16 protein-coding genes are annotated in these 17074 nt (G+C 67.8%); 11 read left to right on the top strand and 5 right to left on the bottom strand.

What is annotated here, in order from left to right:
- Positions 1-209 precede the first annotated feature (209 nt).
- Complete coding sequence (locus GGR89_RS13245) at positions 210-437, bottom strand: HIG1 domain-containing protein (protein WP_125976609.1); 228 nt, start codon at positions 435-437, stop codon at positions 210-212.
- 9 nt (positions 438-446) lie between these two features.
- Complete coding sequence (gene gluQRS, locus GGR89_RS13240) at positions 447-1289, bottom strand: tRNA glutamyl-Q(34) synthetase GluQRS (protein ID WP_125976610.1); 843 nt, start codon at positions 1287-1289, stop codon at positions 447-449.
- A gap of 100 nt (positions 1290-1389) precedes the next feature.
- Here gluQRS and GGR89_RS13235 point away from each other — a divergent pair, with 100 nt between their 5' ends.
- From GGR89_RS13235 to GGR89_RS13225, 3 genes are all read left to right on the top strand, one after another.
- Complete coding sequence (locus GGR89_RS13235) at positions 1390-1956, top strand: HNH endonuclease (RefSeq protein ID WP_125976611.1); 567 nt, start codon at positions 1390-1392, stop codon at positions 1954-1956.
- 68 nt (positions 1957-2024) lie between these two features.
- Positions 2025-4247 (top strand): transglycosylase domain-containing protein, encoded by a 2223-nt coding sequence (locus GGR89_RS13230; protein ID WP_241217981.1) that lies wholly within the window; start codon positions 2025-2027, stop codon positions 4245-4247.
- Positions 4248-4313: 66 nt separating this feature from the next.
- Positions 4314-5183, top strand: coding sequence for a 3-hydroxyacyl-CoA dehydrogenase NAD-binding domain-containing protein (locus GGR89_RS13225; protein ID WP_125976612.1), 870 nt, complete (start codon positions 4314-4316; stop codon positions 5181-5183).
- A 55-nt stretch (positions 5184-5238) separates the two neighbouring features.
- Here the strand turns inward: GGR89_RS13225 and GGR89_RS13220 are convergent, their stop codons facing one another.
- Positions 5239-6294, bottom strand: coding sequence for an alpha/beta fold hydrolase (locus GGR89_RS13220; protein WP_125976613.1), 1056 nt, complete (start codon positions 6292-6294; stop codon positions 5239-5241).
- 74 nt (positions 6295-6368) lie between these two features.
- Positions 6369-7493 (bottom strand): flavodoxin-dependent (E)-4-hydroxy-3-methylbut-2-enyl-diphosphate synthase, encoded by a 1125-nt coding sequence (gene ispG, locus GGR89_RS13215; protein ID WP_125976614.1) that lies wholly within the window; start codon positions 7491-7493, stop codon positions 6369-6371.
- A 155-nt stretch (positions 7494-7648) separates the two neighbouring features.
- Between ispG and GGR89_RS13210 the strand changes: the two genes are divergently transcribed.
- The 5 genes from GGR89_RS13210 to GGR89_RS13190 all read left to right on the top strand — a co-directional run bounded on the left by GGR89_RS13210 (position 7649) and on the right by GGR89_RS13190 (position 13006).
- Positions 7649-8596, top strand: a complete 948-nt coding sequence (locus GGR89_RS13210) for an isoaspartyl peptidase/L-asparaginase family protein (protein WP_125976615.1) — start codon at positions 7649-7651, stop codon at positions 8594-8596.
- A gap of 94 nt (positions 8597-8690) precedes the next feature.
- The gene (locus GGR89_RS13205) at positions 8691-10580 is read left to right on the top strand and encodes a M61 family metallopeptidase (RefSeq protein WP_125976616.1); all 1890 of its coding nucleotides are present in this window, start codon (positions 8691-8693) and stop codon (positions 10578-10580) included.
- 35 nt (positions 10581-10615) lie between these two features.
- On the top strand, positions 10616-11155 hold the full coding sequence (ppa, locus tag GGR89_RS13200; RefSeq protein ID WP_125976617.1) for an inorganic diphosphatase: 540 nt from the start codon (positions 10616-10618) through the stop codon (positions 11153-11155).
- 140 nt (positions 11156-11295) lie between these two features.
- Positions 11296-11820: a DUF1345 domain-containing protein gene (locus GGR89_RS13195; protein WP_125976659.1), complete on the top strand. Its 525-nt coding sequence runs from the start codon at positions 11296-11298 to the stop codon at positions 11818-11820.
- Between the two features lie 40 nt (positions 11821-11860).
- Positions 11861-13006 (top strand): CehA/McbA family metallohydrolase, encoded by a 1146-nt coding sequence (locus GGR89_RS13190; protein WP_167712964.1) that lies wholly within the window; start codon positions 11861-11863, stop codon positions 13004-13006.
- Positions 13007-13027: 21 nt separating this feature from the next.
- Here the strand turns inward: GGR89_RS13190 and GGR89_RS13185 are convergent, their stop codons facing one another.
- On the bottom strand, positions 13028-13771 hold the full coding sequence (locus tag GGR89_RS13185) for a FadR/GntR family transcriptional regulator (protein ID WP_125976619.1): 744 nt from the start codon (positions 13769-13771) through the stop codon (positions 13028-13030).
- 192 nt (positions 13772-13963) lie between these two features.
- Between GGR89_RS13185 and GGR89_RS13180 the strand changes: the two genes are divergently transcribed.
- From GGR89_RS13180 to GGR89_RS13170, 3 genes are read left to right on the top strand one after another with little or no spacing between them, the layout of a single operon-like run.
- The gene (locus GGR89_RS13180; RefSeq protein ID WP_125976620.1) at positions 13964-15556 is read left to right on the top strand and encodes a sodium/sugar symporter; all 1593 of its coding nucleotides are present in this window, start codon (positions 13964-13966) and stop codon (positions 15554-15556) included.
- A complete protein-coding gene (locus GGR89_RS13175; protein WP_125976621.1) occupies positions 15547-16425 on the top strand; it encodes a 2-dehydro-3-deoxygalactonokinase in 879 nt (292 codons plus the stop codon). The genes GGR89_RS13180 and GGR89_RS13175 overlap by 10 nt, the downstream gene beginning before the upstream one ends.
- Complete coding sequence (locus GGR89_RS13170) at positions 16422-17045, top strand: 2-dehydro-3-deoxy-6-phosphogalactonate aldolase (protein WP_125976622.1); 624 nt, start codon at positions 16422-16424, stop codon at positions 17043-17045. The genes GGR89_RS13175 and GGR89_RS13170 overlap by 4 nt, the downstream gene beginning before the upstream one ends.
- Positions 17046-17074 lie beyond the last annotated feature (29 nt).

The raw sequence follows: 17074 nt of genomic DNA, 5'->3' as shown, positions 1-17074 counted from the left end.
GCGCTGCTCATCGAGGCCGGACAGATGACAGCATCCGACTACGTGCCAACATACCCCGACTTTACTGCTTGCATCCGAAGGGGCGTCCACAGATGTCATCCCGACGAAAGTCGGGATCCATTCGCCACTCCGCCGGGGCAAGAGCCGTAACGGCCAGGGCAATGGATCCCGGCTTCCGCCGGGATGACGACTATTGGTTCGAGAACCCCTCAGCTCTTGGCGGAGGCGATCAGCAGGATCAGCGCAGCGACGCCGATCGCCACCGCCTGGAACAGGATGCGCTTCTGCATCAGCTTGTTCGATCGCAGCGCGCGCTCGCTGGGGCCGTCGCCTTCCAGGTCCTGCGTGGTGGTGCCGGCCATGGTGACCAGCCCCTTGATGAGGAAGAACAGCGTCGCCAGGACCGCTGCGAGGAACAGGATCGCGAGGAACAACATTCGGCGACCTTACGCCTCGATTTGTCCGAAGCCAATCGGTACTTCCCCTTTGCGCAGTCTGTCGGACAGCGCGCGGCCATCCTCGCCCGCCAGCCGCAGCGATTCCAGCGTCGGCGCGCCGTGCCGCTTGGCGAGCCGCTGACCGTCCGGACCCGCGAGCAGCGCATGGTGGCGGTATTCCGGCGTCGGCAGGTCGAGCAGTGCCTGCAGCAGCCGGTGGACATGGGTCGCGGCGAACAGATCGGCCCCGCGCACGACATGGCTGATGCCCTGCGCCGCATCGTCGACCGTGACGGCGAGGTGATAGCTGGCGGGCGCATCCTTGCGGGCGAGGATCACGTCGCCATGGCTTGCCGGATCGGCGTCGACGGTACCGGCCTCCGCGTCGTGCCAGGTGAGCGCCCCCGTCCGCGCGACTGCCTTCGCCATGTCGAGCCGCCAGCTGTGCGGGCGCGTCAGGTCGGGATCGACGAGGCCGCGGCAGGTGCCGGGATAAAGCGGGCCGTCGGGCCCGTGCGGCGCGGAGAGGCTCGCCGCGATGTCGGCGCGGGTGCAGAAACAGGGATAGAGCAGCCCCATCGCCCGCAGCCGGTCGAGCGCGTCCTGGTACAGCCCCAGCCGCTGCGACTGGAAGGTCGGCGGTTCGTCCCGTATCAGCCCCAGCCAGTCGAGATCGGCGAGGATCGCTGCTACATGTTCGGGCCGCGAGCGCGTGCCGTCGATATCCTCGATGCGCAGGGTGAAACGACCGCCCGCGCCCCGCGCGAAGTCGTGCGCCTGGAGGGCGGAATAGGCATGGCCGAGATGGAGTCGACCGGTGGGGCTGGGCGCAAATCGGGTGTGGATATTCATGAATGTGGCTCTTGACCGCGAGTCGCGGCATATGCTGTCATGCGGGCGTCACGCTTCTGCGCAAGAGGCGAGGCACCGAAATCGAGGGTGAGGTTCTTGCATGTACCATCCCGATCTGATCCGCCATCCGGATGGGTGCCCTGCGCTCGTTCTGAACGCCGATTACACGCCGCTCAGCTATTATCCCCTGAGCGTGTGGCCCTGGCAGACGGCAATCAAGGCGATCTTTCTCGAACGCGTCGACGTGGTCTCCTATTACGAACGCGAGGTACGAAGTCCCAGCGCGGTGCTGAAGCTCCCTTCGGTCATCGCGCTCAAACAATATGTGAAGCCTTCGCAATTTCCCGCCTTCACCCGGTTCAATCTGTTCCTCCGCGACAAGTTCGCCTGCCAATATTGCGGATCGCACCGGGATCTCACCTTCGACCACGTCATTCCCCGCGCCCAGGGCGGCCGCACCACCTGGGAAAATGTCGCCACCGCCTGCGCCCCCTGCAACCTTCGCAAGGGTGGCCGCACCCCCCAGCAGGCCGGCATGCCGCTCTACATCCAGCCGATCCGGCCGACGAGCTGGCAGCTCCAGGAACATGGCCGCCGCTTCCCGCCCAACCATCTCCACGACACCTGGCGCGACTGGCTCTACTGGGACATCGAGCTGGAGGCCTGAGCGACCCTCCCTCCGCAAAATCCCAGTGTGTTATTGCGATAACACAGATAGTCGGCTAAGGCGGATGCATGGCGCGCGAGCCCGGCATTCCCGATAGTCGATTCCCGTTGCGGCGCGATGGCGCCGACGACGATGGTGTACAACCGCAGGGCTGGCGCCCGCAGGGGCGGCGCGACAAGCGCGAGCCGATCTGGCGGCCCGGCATAGGGGCGGGGGAGAGCACCGCGCCGCACGAGCCCTATCGCGGGCGCTATGGCGGCGCAGGCGGCGGCTTCGACGGCGGCGACGACCTGCCGCCCGCCGTGCCGGCCAAGCGCGGCATCCGCTGGGGCCGCTGGATCGTCCGCGGCCTCGCCGTGTGCATCCTGCTGTTCATCGCCGCGGTTGCCTGGCTGGCGATCACCGCGCCCTTGTCCAAGTCGCTGCGTCCGCCCGCGCCGCCCTCGATCACGCTGCTGGCCTCTGACGGCACGCCCATCGCCAGGCGCGGGGCGGTGATCGGCAAGCCCGTCGACGTGTCCAAGCTGCCCGATCATGTCGCCCAGGCCTTCATCGCGATCGAGGACCGGCGCTTCTACAACCACTGGGGCGTCGATCCGCGCGGCATCGCGCGCGCGGCGTTCCACAATGTCAGCTCGGGCGGCGGGTCGCAGGGCGGCAGCACGATCACCCAGCAGCTCGCCAAGAATGCGTTCCTCAACTCCCGCCGCACCTTCGGGCGCAAGGCGCAGGAGGTGCTGATCGCCTTCTGGCTCGAGGCCTGGCTGAGCAAGGACGAGATTCTCTCGCGCTACCTCTCGAATGTCTATTTCGGCGACAACGTCTATGGCCTGCGCGCTGCCGCCCAGCATTATTTCTCGACCAGTCCCGAGCATCTGACGCTGAGCCAGGCGACGCTGCTCGCGGGCCTCGTCAAGGCGCCGAGCCGGCTGGCGCCCACCGGCAATCTTGACGGTGCCCGCGAGCGCCAGCGGCTGGTGATCGGCGCGATGCAGGAAGCCGGGTTCATCACCGCGGCCGAGGCGCGGCGCGTGCGTCCGGCGATGCTGCACGTGCAGGACAGCGATGAGAGATTGCCGAACGGCACCTATTTCGCCGACTGGGTGCTTCCCGAAGCGCGCGACCGCGCCGGCGGGGTCGCCACCGAGCAGACGGTGACGACCACGCTCGACACCCGCCTGCAAAATGCTGCCGAGCGCGTGATCAAGGCCTCGGGCCTCGGCAAGGCGCAGGTCGCGCTGGTGGCGATGCGGCCGGACGGGCGCGTCGTCGCGATGGTCGGCGGGCGCAACTATGCCGCCAGCCCGTTCAACCGCGCGACCCAGGCGCGGCGCCAACCCGGGTCGGCGTTCAAGCTGTTCGTGTACCTCGCCGCGCTGCGTTCGGGCATGACGCCGGACACGATGGTCGACGACACGCCGGTGCAGATCGGCGACTGGAAGCCCTCGAACAGCGACGGCCGCTATGCCGGCCGCATCACGCTGCGCCAGGCGATGGCCAAGTCGAGCAATGTCGTGGCCGCGCGGCTGATCCAGAAGCTCGGCGTCGGCCGGGTCACCCAGGCGGCGCGCGACCTTGGCATCTCTACCCCGCTCGGCAACGACGCCTCGATCGCGCTCGGCACCTCGACCGGCTCGCTGCTAGAGCTGACCGCGGCCTATGCGGCGGTGGCCAACGGCAGCTACCCCGTGCGTCCCCGTGGTCTGGACGAAGAAGAATCGGCCGACGACTGGCTGGCGCGCCGGCTGGGCGGGCCGAGCCGCTTCGACGAACGGCTGCTCGAAGACCTGCGCTCGATGCTCGAAACCGTGGTCCAGTCGGGTACCGGGCGCTCGGCGGCGCTGCCGGTACCCGCGTTCGGCAAGACGGGTACGACCCAGGACGGGCGCGACGCGCTGTTCGTCGGCTGGGCAGGCGACCTCGTCGTCGGGGTGTGGATCGGCAATGACGACAACAGCCCGGTGTCGGGCGCCTCTGGCGGCGGGCTGCCGGCGCATATCTGGCGCGACTTCATGGTCCGCGCGCTGGGTCTGACCCTACCGCCGGTGCCCGTCGAGCCCGACAATGTGATCGACGAGAATGGCATCGTTCTCGACGATGTGCTGAACAGCGCCGGCGTGCAGGTCGACGAGGAGGGCGTCCAGCTCGATCTCGGCCGGGTGCGCGAGCTGGTGCCCGAAGGCGAGGTGCGCGACGCGATCCCGCGCAACCTGCGGATCCCCGCGCCCGGCAGCGACGCCGATCGCCGCCGCCGGGATCCCCCGCGTGAGGATCCCGAGGGCGAGGAGTGATCCCGGCGCTGGCCCTTCCCGGCGCGACTGGCTAGGAGGGCCGCAACAAATTTTCAGGAGACGGGCATGAAGACGGTAGGCGTGATCGGTGCGGGCCAGATGGGTGCGGGGATTGCCCAGGTGTCGGCGCAGGCGGGCTATGCCGTGCTGCTGTCCGATGTCGACCAGGCGCGCGCCGAAGCCGGCAAGGCAGGCATCGGCAAGCAGCTCGCGCGCGCGGTGGAGAAGGAAAAGATCACCGCCGCCGATGCCGAAGCCGCGCTGGGCCGGATCACCCCCATCGGCGATCTCGCCGCGATGGCGCTGTGCGACCTGGTGATCGAGGCGGCGACCGAGCGCGAGGGCGTAAAGCGCCAGATCTTCGAGACCGTCGGCAAGGCGCTGGGAGGCGACGCGATCCTCGCCAGCAACACCTCGTCGATCCCGATCACCCGGCTTGCCCAGGCGGCGCCCGATCCGGCGCGCTTCATGGGCGTGCACTTCTTCAATCCCGTGCCGGTGATGGGCCTGATCGAGCTGATCCGCGGCCTCGCCACCAGCGACGCGACCGTCGCGGCGGTGGAGTCGTTCGGCCAGTCGCTCGGCAAGCGGATCGTCCATGCCAATGATGCGCCCGGCTTCATCGTCAACCGCGTGCTGATGCCGATGCTCAACGAGGCGTGTTTCGCGCTCGGCGAGGGTGTGGCGACGATTCCCGATATCGATGCGGCGTGCCAGCTCGGGCTCAACCACCCGATGGGCCCGTTCACGCTGGCCGATTTCATCGGGCTCGACACCTGCCTGGAGATCACCCGCGTGCTGTTCGAAGGCACCGGCGACCCCAAGTTCCGCCCGGCACCCTTGCTGGTGAAGTACGTGGAAGCCGGCTGGTACGGCCGCAAGACCAAGCGCGGCTTCTACGACTATACCGGTGCGGAGCCCGTGCCGACGCGGTGAGCGCGCCCCGGCGCGGGGCGCATGCCGGCAGGCATGTACCCGCGCCCGGACCGCGTCATGCCAGGACGGCGCGATCGGCCGTGGCCGGCGCCCCGGCGCTCGTCCGCGCCGCGACGTCGCGGATCGCCGCCACGACCTGTTCCGGCACCGCATAGTGAAACAGATGCCCCTGCGCCGGTACGATCCGCAGTTCGGCACCCGATACTTCGCGGGCGAAGCGTTCCGCATGCCGATCGACATGGGCGATACGATCGCCTTCGCCCGCCATGACGATGATCGGCACCGGTAGCGCCTCGTACCGGCGGCTGATCGCGACCGCAGCGGGTACCATCAGCGCAGTGTCTGCGGCGGTCGCGCGGACCTGGGACGGGCGCAGCGTCAGCGCGATCGGAAAGGCGGCGAACTTCTCCGAAATCGGTGCGGGCGAGAAGCTGGCCTTGATCGCCACCGGCCCAAGCAGGCGGCCAGCGAGCGGCGACACGGTGGTCGCCATGACGTCGCCGACCAGGGGGAGGGCCGGCGTGGAAAGCGGCCAGACGTCCGGGCGGGCCGTCCCGTAATAATAGCCGGACAGGAGGATGAGGCCGGATACCGTTTCCGGAGCGTCCAGCGCCAGGGCCAGCGCGACCAGCGTACCCCAGCTATGGCCCACCACCACGGCAGGCCCGACGCCGAGCTGCTTGAGCGCCGCCGCGATCACCTGCGCCTGCGCCGCCGGTGTCCAGATCGTCGTGCGCGGGCGATCGCTATAGCCGAAGCCGGGGCGGTCGAACGCGATCACGCGATTCTGCGCCGCGGCGAGGCCCAGCACGCCGCTCGCTTCGTAATCCTGGAGAGTAACGCCGTTGCCGTGGAGGAGCACCACCGCCGGTCCTTCGCCGCGGTCGACATAATGGAGGCGCATCCCGTCGACGTCGACAAACGATCCGGCGGGCGGCGTCTCCGCTTCTGCCCGCTTCCTGCTTGCACGGTTGTACAGCGCGCTGCCAGCCAACGCCGCGATACCCGCGGCTCCAGCGATCCAGCCGAGGTTGCGGCGCGTACCGGCATCCTCCGGCTGTATCGCATCAGAGAGTGCCGAACGCGGTTTCTTGCTGGATTTCTGTGTCATGCCGACTCAACCATTGTGCAGCGCACAAGTTGCTTGTGCGCTGTCGCTTCGTCAGGCCGGAAGGACGGTCCGGTTTACTCCGCCGCCTGCGCCGGCGCCGCGCTGGCGGCTTCGATCTCGGCGGCCTTGGCTTCGACCAGCTTGACGATGTGATCGAGCATGTCGGCATCCTCGACGGTGTGATCGGTCAGGCCCGACAGATACACCATGTGCTTGCCGTTGCCGCCGCCCGTCAGGCCGATATCGGTCTCGCGCGCCTCGCCGGGGCCGTTGACCACGCAGCCGAGCACCGAAAGCGACAGCGGCGTGCGGATGTGCTGGAGCCGTTCCTCCAGCGCCTGCACGGTGCGGATCACGTCGAAGCCCTGGCGCGCGCAGCTCGGGCAGGAGACGACGCGGACGCCCCGGTTGCGGATGCCGAGCGCCTTGAGGATCTCGAAGCCGACGCGCACTTCCTCCTCGGGCTCGGCCGAAAGACTTACCCGGATGGTATCGCCGATGCCGAACCACAGGAGCGAGCCGATGCCGATCGCCGACTTCACCGTCCCGCCGACGAACCCGCCCGCCTCGGTGATGCCGAGGTGCAGCGGGCAGTCGACCGCATCAGCCAGCTGCTGATAGGCGGCGACGGCGAGGAACACGTCGCTCGCCTTCACCGCGACCTTGAACTGGTGAAAGTCGCGGTCTTGGAGCAGCTTGATGTGATCAAGCGCGGATTCGACCAGCGCTTCGGGGCAGGGCTCGCCATATTTCTCGAGCAGATCCTTCTCGAGGCTGCCTGCGTTGACGCCGATGCGAATCGAAGCGCCATTGGCCTTGGCGGCGTTGACCACCTCGTTCACTCGGTCGGCCGAGCCGATATTGCCCGGGTTGATCCGCAGGCAGGCGGCGCCGGCATCTGCGGCTTCCAGCGCGCGCTTGTAGTGGAAATGGATGTCCGCGACGATCGGCACGCGCGCGGCGCGGACGATCTGCTTGAGCGCGGTGGTGCTTTCGACGTCGGGGCAGGAGACGCGGATGATGTCCGCGCCCGCCTCTTCGCAGCGGCGGATCTGGTCGATCGTCGCCTTCACGTCGGAGGTGGCGGTGTTGGTCATGGTCTGCACCGTCACCGGGGCGTCGCCGCCTACGGGCACGTTGCCCACCATGATCTGACGGCTTTGCCGCCGGATGATATCGCGCCAGGGTCGTACGGACATGGGGGCCATATAGGCGCATCAGCGCGGCGGGGCTAGGGCAGATGGCGTCCCTTGGTTTCCTCCCCGGCCAGGGGAAGGATACAGTTCGCTGCGGCTTGGACGCTTCGCCTGATCTGCTAGGGACGGCCCGAATTATGCATCAGGAGCCCGCCGCCATGTCTACCGCCACCCCCAAGCCCCGCTGGACGCTGATGATCCACGGCGGTGCCGGCAGCATGCGGCGCGGCGAGCTGCCGGTGGCGCAGGAGTCGGGCGCCGAAGCAGGCCTCAACGCCGCGCTCGACGCCGGCGCGGCAGTGCTCGAGGCGGGCGGCTCGGCGGTCGACGCGGTGCAGGCGGCGGTGCAGGTGCTGGAGGACGATCCGCACTTCAATGCCGGGCGCGGATCGGTGTTCACCTGGGAAGGCGGCCACACGCTCGACGCCGCGATCATGGACGGCCGCACCCGTGCGGCGGGCGCGGTCGCGGGATCGACCACCACGCGCCACCCCGTCGCGCTCGCCCGGGCGGTGATGGACAAGAGCCGTCACGTCCTGCTCGCCGGCGAGGGTGCGGACCAGTTCGCCCGCGAGCATCAGCTCGAGCAGGTCGACAACGCTTGGTTCGGCACCGAGGAGCGCCGCCAGCAGCTCAAATCGATGAAGGGGGACAGCGCGGGTGGCGGCTTCGACGTCGACATGAAATACGGCACGGTCGGCGCGGTGGCTATGGACACGCACGGCCATGTCGCCGCCGCCACCTCCACCGGCGGGCTCACCGGCAAGCGCTGGGGCCGGGTCGGCGATTCGCCGCTGATCGGCGCGGGCACCTATGCCGATGATCGCGCCTGCGCGGTTTCCGCCACCGGCTCGGGCGAGTTCTTCATCCGCGAGGGCGTCGCGCACGAGATCTGTGCGCGGATGCGGTTCAAGGGCGAGACCGCCAAGCAGGCGGCCGACGTGGTGATGGCCGACGTGAAGGGGATGGGCGGTGTCGGCGGGGTGATCCTGGTCGCACCCGGCGGCGCGCTCGACTGGAGCTTCACCACGCCCGGCATGTATCGCGGCAAGGTATCGGCAGACGGCGAGCGCATGGTCGCGATCTACGAGGACCGGCGCGACTGACCCCCCTTGCCTCGCGGAAATTCGCGAGCAACAATATTGCCCGATCCGCGCCGTTTCGCGTTCGCGAAGATCCATCAAAAGGGGCCGTCACTTCATGGTTCGTGCACTCTCGCTTGCCAGCCTGTTGCTGGCCACCACCGCGCCTGCGCTCGCGCAGAATTCGATGCCGCAGCCGGTGCCGATCGTCGACACCATCCCGGCGGCGCGCGACGTGGCCTATCCGGGCACGCTCAAGATCGATGTGGACGCGACCGATACGGTGCGCGGCATCTTCCGGGTGCGCGAGACGATCCCGGTCGCCAAGGCGGGCCGCCTGACGCTGCTCTTCCCCGAATGGCTGCCCGGCAAGCACGGGCCGCGCGGCGAGATCGAGAAGCTGGCGGGCCTGCAGATCAAGGCGAACGGCAAGCGGATCCCCTGGACGCGCGACACGGTGGACGTGTTCGCCTTCCATGTCGACGTGCCGGCGGGTGCCAAGACCGTCGAGGCCGAGTTCCAGTTCGTCTCCGCGACCGACGGCAACCAGGGCCGCATCGTGATGACGCCCGAGATGATGAGCGTGCAGTTCAACTCGCTCAGCCTCTATCCGGCGGGCTATTTCACCCGCCGCATTCCGATCCAAGCGACGGTGAAATATCCCGAGGGCTGGACCGCCGCCGGCGCGGTGCCCGCCACGGTGACCGGCTCGACCTATGCCTATGAGACCACCAGCTACGAGATCCTGATGGATTCGCCGGTCATCGCCGGTCGCTATTACCGCAAGTTCCCGCTCAGCGAGCGCGTGACGCTCGACGTGGTGGCGGACAGCGCCGACGAGCTGGAGGCCAAGCCCGAGCAGATCGAGGCGCACAAAAGGCTGGTCGAGCAGGCGGTGAAGACCTTCGGCGCCCAGCATTACGACCACTATCACTTCCTCCTGTCGATCAGCGACAAGATGGGCGGCATCGGCCTCGAGCATCACCGCAGCTCGGAAAACGGCGTGCAGCCCGGCTACTTCACCAAATGGGGCGAGCAGGCGGGTGCGCGCAACCTGCTGCCGCACGAATACACCCATAGCTGGGACGGCAAGTATCGCCGCGGCGCCGAACTGTGGACGCCGGACTTCCGCATGCCGATGCGCGACCAGTCGCTGTGGGTGTATGAGGGCCAGACCCAGTTCTGGGGTTATGTGTTCCAGGCGCGCTCGGGCCTCGTCTCCAAGGAAGAGACGCTCGAAGGCTATGCCAACATCATGGCCAGCCTCGACAACCGCGCCGGCCGCCAGTGGCGACCGCTGATCGACACCACCAACGATCCGATCATCACCGCGCGCGCGCCCAAGGGCTGGACCAGCTGGCAGCGCAGCGAGGATTATTACAACGAGGGCCTGCTGGTGTGGATGGAGGTCGATTCGATCCTCCGCGAGCAGAGCAAGGGCACCAAGTCGATCGACGATTTCGCGCGAATCTTCTTCGGCGGCCGCGACGGCGACTATGGCGAGGTGACCTACAGCTTCGACGACGTGGTCAAGACGCTGGAGGGCATCCAGCCCTATGACTGGCGCAAGTTGCTCACCGCGCGGCTGCACGACGTGTCGGAGCGGGCACCGCTCGCCGGGTTCACCCGCAACGGCTACAAGCTCGTCTATACCGAGGTGCCCAACAAGATGAGCCGTCCGGGCACCGCCGACCTCAGCTATTCGCTGGGTCTCGCGGTCGGCAAGAAGGGCATCGCCGGCGTGATGTGGGACGGTCCGGCGTTCAAGGCCGGCATCACCGTCGCCGACGAAATCGTCGCGGTGAACGGCCGCGCCTACGCGGTCGATGCGCTGATCGAGGCGGTCAAGGCGGCCAAGGGCACCAAGGCGCCGATTCGCCTGACGCTAAAACGGGACGATAGTTACCGAGAGGTTGCCATCGACTATCATGATGGGCTGCGCTATCCGCATCTCGTCAAGACGGTCGAAGGAGAGGCTGGCCTCGACAAGCTGCTGCAAGCCCGCTGAGACGGGCAGAGCCGCCAACCACAGGTTAGAGAAATATGCGCATCGATCTCATTCCCATCGGCGATGATCCGCCGAACAATCTGAACGTCATCATCGAGGTTCCCTCGGGCGGCGAGCCCGTGAAGTATGAGTTCGACAAGGCCAGCGGCGCGCTGTTCGTCGATCGTATCCTGCACACGCCGATGCGCTACCCCGCGAACTACGGTTTCGTGCCGCACACGCTGTCGCCCGACGGCGATCCGCTCGACGCGCTCGTCATCGCCCGCTCGCCCTTCGTGCCGGGCTGCGTGGTGCGCGCGCGCCCGATCGCGGTGCTGAAGCTGGAAGACGAAGCCGGCGGCGACGAGAAGCTGGTCTGCGTGCCGGTCGACAGCACCTTCCCCTATTATTCGGACGTTGGCGAGCGTTCGGATCTGCCCTCGATCGTGCTCCAGCAGATCGAGCATTTCTTCACCCATTATAAGGACCTCGAGTCCGAGAAGTGGGTGCGGATCGGTAGCTGGGGTGATGCCGCCGAAGCGCGTCAGATCGTCCTCGAGGCGATCGAGGCCGCCAAGAAGGCCAAGGCAGCCTGAACCAGCCAATGCGGCGGCGCGGGGCCCGGCCCCGGGGGGTCGGCAATGTCCTCGCGCCGCCGCGTTTCCTCGCCTTCGCCGCGACGACGATCGCGGCGGGGCTGCTGCTGGTGCCGCATTTCGGCATCCGGGCAGGCGCGATGCTCGCCTTCGACATCGGCGCGGCGCTGTTCCTCGCGCTGTGTGTGCCCATGCTCAAGCACCAGTCCGATGCGATGCGGCGCTCGGCCTGCAACAATGATGCGAACCGGCTGGTGCTGCTCGGCGTCACCGGCGCCGTCACCATCGTCATTCTGGTGGCGATCGCCAGCGAGCTGATGGAGCGCAAGGCGCCCCAGCCCGCGCAGCTCGCGCTGATCATCGGCACGCTCGCGCTCAGCTGGACGTTCAGCAACGCCGTCTACGCGCTGCACTACGCGCATCTGTTCTACAGCGAGGCGCCGGGCGGGCGCGACAAGGGCGGGCTGGAGTTTCCCAAGACGCCCGAGCCCAATTACTGGGACTTCCTCTATTTCGCCTTTTGCCTGGGCATGACCTTCCAGACCAGCGACGTCTCGGTCGAGACGCGGCAGCTGCGCCGGGTGGTGACGCTGCACTGCCTAGCAGCCTTCGTGTTCAATCTGGGCGTGGTGGCCTTCACGATCAACGTTCTCGGCGGTAGTTGAGGGGCGGGCGTCCGCCCGAAGCCAGCCTGCCGGAGAAACCATGTTCCGTGTTGCCGCCCTCGCGCTCGCCGCGCTGTTCGTGCCTGCCGCAGCGTCTGCCCAGACCAATGACAAGTTCGTCGTCGCCAGCCTGACCGAGGGTGTGTGGATGAAAGGCGACCTCCACGTCCACTCGACGCACAGCAAGGATTCGACCAACCATCCCGAGGCGCGGATCATCGCCGATGCCGAGCGCGCAGGCTTCGATTTCCTGCTGATCAGCGACCACGACAACCATGTCGACGGAGATGTCGCGCATAACACATGGTCCGATCCCGAATTCCGGTCGGACAAGCTGCTGCTTCTCTACGGCGCGGAGTGGACGACCGTGCGAGGCCACGCCGTGATCCTGTCGGCCAAGCCCTATGACCACAAGGCGCTGTTCGACGTCCGCGACGCCCGGGACGTGCAGGTGCAAAAGGTGAAGGACGGGCTGGGCGTCCATCTCTCGGCCAACCACCCGACCAACAAGGATCATTTCGGCTATTCCTATGACCTGGTCGATTCGATCGAGGTGTGGAACACCGTCCGCCGGGCGCCGAACAAGACCAACCTGATGGTGTGGGACGATATGCTGAACTCCGGCCGCAAGATCGGCGCGCGGGGCGGCAGCGATTCGCACCATGGCACCGTGCCCGGCAGCACCACGCCGAAGGCGATCGAGGCGACCGCCAACAATATCGGCACACCGACGACCTGGGTGTTCGCGCCGGCCCGCACGCGCGAGGCGGTGATCGCCGCAATCGGCCGCGGGCGCGCCTCGATCAGCGCCAATCCCTATGCGCCGCGGGTGGAGCTCACCGCGGACGTAAACGGCGACGGCAAGGCCGACATGCTGATGGGCGACAACGCGAAGGCGCCCGCCGGGCCGGTGCGCTTCACCGCGCGGTTGGCGGGCAAGCGCGAGGACGGCGCCTACCACGTCCGCGTGGTCAAGAATGGCGGCGTGTTCGCGACGCTCGGCATCGGCGCGGACGGCAGTGTCAGCTTCACCGACACCCCCGACGCCAAGGCCCGCAGCTATTACCGCGTCGAGGTGGAGGGGCCGCAGACGCCCTATCCGGGCGTGGACAACTTCACCAACGTCGCCGGGCCGATGGTGGCGATCTCCAACCCGATCTTCTTCAACTTCGATCCGGCGTTCTGACGCGGCCGGCGGGGGCGAAGGCTAGACCGCCGCGTCGGCGCCCTCGACCGTTTCGATCAGCTCCACCACGTCGCCGATCAGCGTGCGCATCGCAATGCGGGCGGCGGTATAGTCCTTGGCGGCAATCGCATCGCGCACCGCGGCATGGTCGGCCACGCTCGCGCTGCGGCCCTTGATCCGGTTGGTGAAGCGGATCGAGGTGCGCAGCGCGGTCGCCACCATGTCGCGGAACTGCGCGTAGAAGGGATTGCCCGAGGCGCGCAGCACCGCGACGTGGAAGGCGATGTCGGCGTCGAGCGTATCGTCGAGCCCGCGCTCGGCGGCTTCCATTCGGGCGAGCCCCGCGGAGATCCGCTGCAGATCCTCCTCCGTGGCGAACTGCGCCGCCAGCGCGGCCGCCTCCGGCTCGATCGCGATGCGCAACTGGCTGAACTGGCGGAGCAGGTCGACCGAGAATTGTCGCTCGAGCAGCCAGCGCAGCACGTCGGTGTCGAACAGGTTCCACGACGAGGCCGGCTGCACCACCGTGCCCTGGCGCGGGCGGGCGCTCAGCAGGCCCTTGGCGGTGAGCATCTTCACCGCCTCGCGCGTCACCGATCGGCTGACGCCGTGCTGCTTGGCCAGCTCGGCCTCGGTGGGGAAGGGTTCCGTCTCGTAGCGGCCGGTGACGATCGCACGGCCCAGCGCGTCGAGCATGCCATAGGTGAGGTTGCGGCCCAGCCCCGAACGGACCGCATCGGCAGGGAGGGAAGGAGAGGTGGACATCCTCGCAATTGCTTTCCTGTTCTTGTCCGTGCGAAGCTGCGCACGTCCGCATTGTTGCACCCATGGTACTCCAGCGGCGTTGCTGGACAACCCCGATAAATAAGATAAATGAATGGTCGAACCCTGCATTGGGGCGGGGAGGGGCAAGACGCGCGGGCCATGCCGTTCGCGCCGGCACCGGCAGGAGTGGGCATGAGTCTATCCAACATCGATCTGGTCGTGGTGATCGTCTATGCGATCGGCATCTTCGGCCTCGCGCAATGGGTGAGCCGCGACAAGGCGGGCGCCACCAAGGATTCGAGCGACTATTTCCTCGCCTCGAAGAACCTGCCCTGGTGGGCGATCGGCGCCTCGCTGATCGCGGCGAACATTTCGGCCGAGCAGATCGTCGGCATGTCGGGATCGGGCTACGCCATCGGCCTCGCCATCGCCTCCTATGAGTGGATGGCGGCGCTGACGCTGCTGATCGTCGGCAAGTTCTTCCTGCCGATCTTCCTGCGCAACGAAATCTACACGATGCCGCAGTTCCTCGAGCAGCGCTTCGGGCCGACCATCCGCACCGTGATGGCGGTATTCTGGCTGATCCTCTACGTGTTCGTGAACCTCACCTCGATCATCTGGCTGGGCTCGATCGCGGTCACCCAGGTGGCGGGCGTCAACCAGGACGTGGCGCTGATCGGGCTCGGCGCCTTCGCGTTGCTCTACCAGCTGCGCGGCGGCCTGAAGGCAGTGGCGCTGACCGACATCGTCCAGGTGACGCTGCTGGTGCTGGGCGGTCTCGTCGTCGCGTACCTGACGCTCAGCAAGATCGGCGGCGACGGCGGCGTGCTCGCCGGCTTCCACGAGTTGACCCGCCGCGCGCCCGATCATTTCGACATGATCCTCTCGCCCGACAATCCGCACTACAAGGATCTGCCCGGCATTGCCGTGCTGGTCGGCGGCATGTGGATCGCCAACCTGAGCTATTGGGGCTTCAACCAGTATATCATCCAGCGCGCACTTGCGGCGAAGAGCCTGGCCGAGGCGCAGCGCGGCGTGGTGTTCGCAGGTTTCCTCAAGCTGCTGATGCCCGTCGTCATCGTGCTGCCCGGCATCGCCGCGGTGGTGCTGGCGCCCAACCTCGCCAAGCCGGACCAGGCATACCCCACGATGATGGCACTGCTGCCGACCGGGCTGCTCGGCCTCGTCTTCGCGGCGCTGATCGCGGCGATCATCGCGTCCACCGCGTCCAAGATCAATTCGATCGCGACGATTTTCACGCTCGACATCTACGCCAAGTTCAAGGGCGTGCAGCGCCGTGCGGAAGGCGGTGCCGACAAGGCCGGGCATGAGCGCCAGCTGGTGCTGGTCGGCCGCATCGCGGCGGGCGTCGCGATCGTACTGGCGATGCTCACCGCGCGCCCGTTGCTCGGCAATCTCGACCAGGCCTTCCAGTATATCCAGGAATTCTCGGGCTTCGTGACCCCGGGCATCACCGTCATCTTCCTGCTCGGCCTGTTCTGGCCGCGCGCGACCGAGGCGGGGGCGCTGGTCGGCGCGGTGGCCTCGGTGGTGCTGTCCTGTGTCCTGTGGTGGCTGCTGCCGGACTTCCCGTTCATGAACCGGATGGGCGTGGTGTTCCTCGCCTCGCTCGCGCTGGCGGTGATCGTCTCGCTGGCGGGCACGCCGACGCACAGCAGCCTGATCACGATGCAGGGCGTTTCCTTCCGCACCACCGCCGGCTTCAACATCGCCGCGGCGGTGATCGTCCTCATCCTCATCGGGCTGTACGCGACATGGTGGTAAGCTTCTCGGGTTCTTTCCTCGCGGTCGACTGGGGCACGACCAATCGCCGCGTCTTCGTGATCGAGAACGGCGCGGTCACCCACACCGAGCGCGACGACAAGGGCGTGACCTCGGTCACCGACTTCGCCGCCGAAGCCGCCGGCATCCGCGCGCGCCACGGCGACCTGCCGCTGCTGATGGCGGGCATGGTCGGCGCCAATATCGGCTGGGCGCCGGCGCCCTATGTCGCGGCACCCGCCGGGATCGCCGAACTGGCCGCTGGGCTGCTCTGGGTGGAGGAGCGCAGCGCGATCGTGCCGGGCGTCTCCACGATGGTCACCGGGCGTCCGGACGTGATGCGCGGCGAGGAAGTCCAACTGCTCGGCGCGGTGCGTGCGGGGCTGGCGCCCGCCGATGCGCTGCTCGTCCAGCCGGGAACGCACTGCAAATGGGTCGAGATGGTGGACGGCCGCATCGCCGACTTCACCACCGCGATGACCGGCGAGTTGTTTGCCACGCTGCGCAAGCACGGCCTGCTGGCGGCACAGCTCGGCGGTGAGGTCCATGTCGGCCCCGCCTTTCATGCGGGCGTGGAGGAGGGGCGCAAGCGCGACCTCGCCGCCTCGCTGTTCGGCATCCGCGCCGCCAAGATGCTGGGCGTGCGCGACGATGCCGATGCGGCGGCCTTCGCCAGCGGGCTGCTGATCGGCAGCGACGTCGCCGCGCGGCTGGAGCATGCCGGGCACGACACCGTCCATATTCTGGCCGACCCGATGCTGGGCGGCCTCTATGCCGCCGCGATTGGCGCGCAGGGCCGCGAGGCGGTCATCGCCAGCAGCCATGACGCGTTCGTCGCGGGAATCCTCGCCATTGCGGAGCAGATTGCATGAACCACGTTGCCGAATTCGACGCCGCCTTCGCCCGTTGCCCGCTGATCGCGATCCTGCGGGGCGTGAAGCCCGACGAGGTCGAGGCGATCGGCGACGAACTCGTCGCGGCCGGCTTCACGCTGATCGAAGTGCCGATGAACTCGCCCGATCCGCTGGACAGCGTGTCGCGCCTCGCCAAGCGCTTCGCGGGTCGCGCGGTGATCGGTGCGGGCACGGTGCTGCGGGTCGAGCAGGTGCAGGCGGTGGCCGAGGCCGGCGGCACGATGATCATCTCGCCCAACGCCAATCTCGACGTGATCCGCGCGAGCGCAGCGGCGGGGCTGGTCTCGCTGCCGGGCATCCTGACGCCGAGCGAGGCCTTCGCAGCACTCGACGCGGGCGCGACCGCGCTCAAGCTGTTCCCGGCCGAGGCGGCGAGCCCGACGGTGCTCAAGGCAATGCGCGCGGTGCTGACCGAAGCGCGGATCCTGCCGGTGGGCGGCGTATCGCCGGACACGATGGCGCCGTGGATCGCCGCGGGGGCGCCCGGCTTCGGCCTGGGTTCGGCGCTCTACAAGGTGGGGATGAGCGCCGAACAGGTCGGCGCCAATGCGCGGGCGTTTATCGCGGCGCTGGGGTAACGGCCGCTTCTTCCTTCTAAACTCCCCTC

Origin of the sequence: Sphingomonas trueperi (assembly GCF_011927635.1) — a bacterium.
GTDB lineage: Bacteria > Pseudomonadota > Alphaproteobacteria > Sphingomonadales > Sphingomonadaceae > Sphingomonas > Sphingomonas trueperi.
Note: the sequence above shows the minus strand (reverse complement) of the source record. Positions and strands in the feature narration are given on the sequence as shown.

Bases quoted from the DNA above. Each gene is read 5' to 3' on its own strand.
- GGR89_RS13245 (WP_125976609.1), bottom strand. From the start codon at position 437: ATGTTGTTCCTCGCGATCCTGTTCCTCGCAGCGGTCCTGGCGACGCTG.
- gluQRS (WP_125976610.1), bottom strand. From the start codon at position 1,289: ATGAATATCCACACCCGATTTGCGCCCAGCCCCACCGGTCGACTCCAT.
- GGR89_RS13235 (WP_125976611.1), top strand. From the start codon at position 1,390: ATGTACCATCCCGATCTGATCCGCCATCCGGATGGGTGCCCTGCGCTC.
- GGR89_RS13230 (WP_241217981.1), top strand. From the start codon at position 2,025: ATGGCGCGCGAGCCCGGCATTCCCGATAGTCGATTCCCGTTGCGGCGC.
- GGR89_RS13225 (WP_125976612.1), top strand. From the start codon at position 4,314: ATGAAGACGGTAGGCGTGATCGGTGCGGGCCAGATGGGTGCGGGGATT.
- GGR89_RS13220 (WP_125976613.1), bottom strand. From the start codon at position 6,294: ATGACACAGAAATCCAGCAAGAAACCGCGTTCGGCACTCTCTGATGCG.
- ispG (WP_125976614.1), bottom strand. From the start codon at position 7,493: ATGTCCGTACGACCCTGGCGCGATATCATCCGGCGGCAAAGCCGTCAG.
- GGR89_RS13210 (WP_125976615.1), top strand. From the start codon at position 7,649: ATGTCTACCGCCACCCCCAAGCCCCGCTGGACGCTGATGATCCACGGC.
- GGR89_RS13205 (WP_125976616.1), top strand. From the start codon at position 8,691: ATGGTTCGTGCACTCTCGCTTGCCAGCCTGTTGCTGGCCACCACCGCG.
- ppa (WP_125976617.1), top strand. From the start codon at position 10,616: ATGCGCATCGATCTCATTCCCATCGGCGATGATCCGCCGAACAATCTG.
- GGR89_RS13195 (WP_125976659.1), top strand. From the start codon at position 11,296: ATGCTCGCCTTCGACATCGGCGCGGCGCTGTTCCTCGCGCTGTGTGTG.
- GGR89_RS13190 (WP_167712964.1), top strand. From the start codon at position 11,861: ATGTTCCGTGTTGCCGCCCTCGCGCTCGCCGCGCTGTTCGTGCCTGCC.
- GGR89_RS13185 (WP_125976619.1), bottom strand. From the start codon at position 13,771: ATGTCCACCTCTCCTTCCCTCCCTGCCGATGCGGTCCGTTCGGGGCTG.
- GGR89_RS13180 (WP_125976620.1), top strand. From the start codon at position 13,964: ATGAGTCTATCCAACATCGATCTGGTCGTGGTGATCGTCTATGCGATC.
- GGR89_RS13175 (WP_125976621.1), top strand. From the start codon at position 15,547: ATGGTGGTAAGCTTCTCGGGTTCTTTCCTCGCGGTCGACTGGGGCACG.
- GGR89_RS13170 (WP_125976622.1), top strand. From the start codon at position 16,422: ATGAACCACGTTGCCGAATTCGACGCCGCCTTCGCCCGTTGCCCGCTG.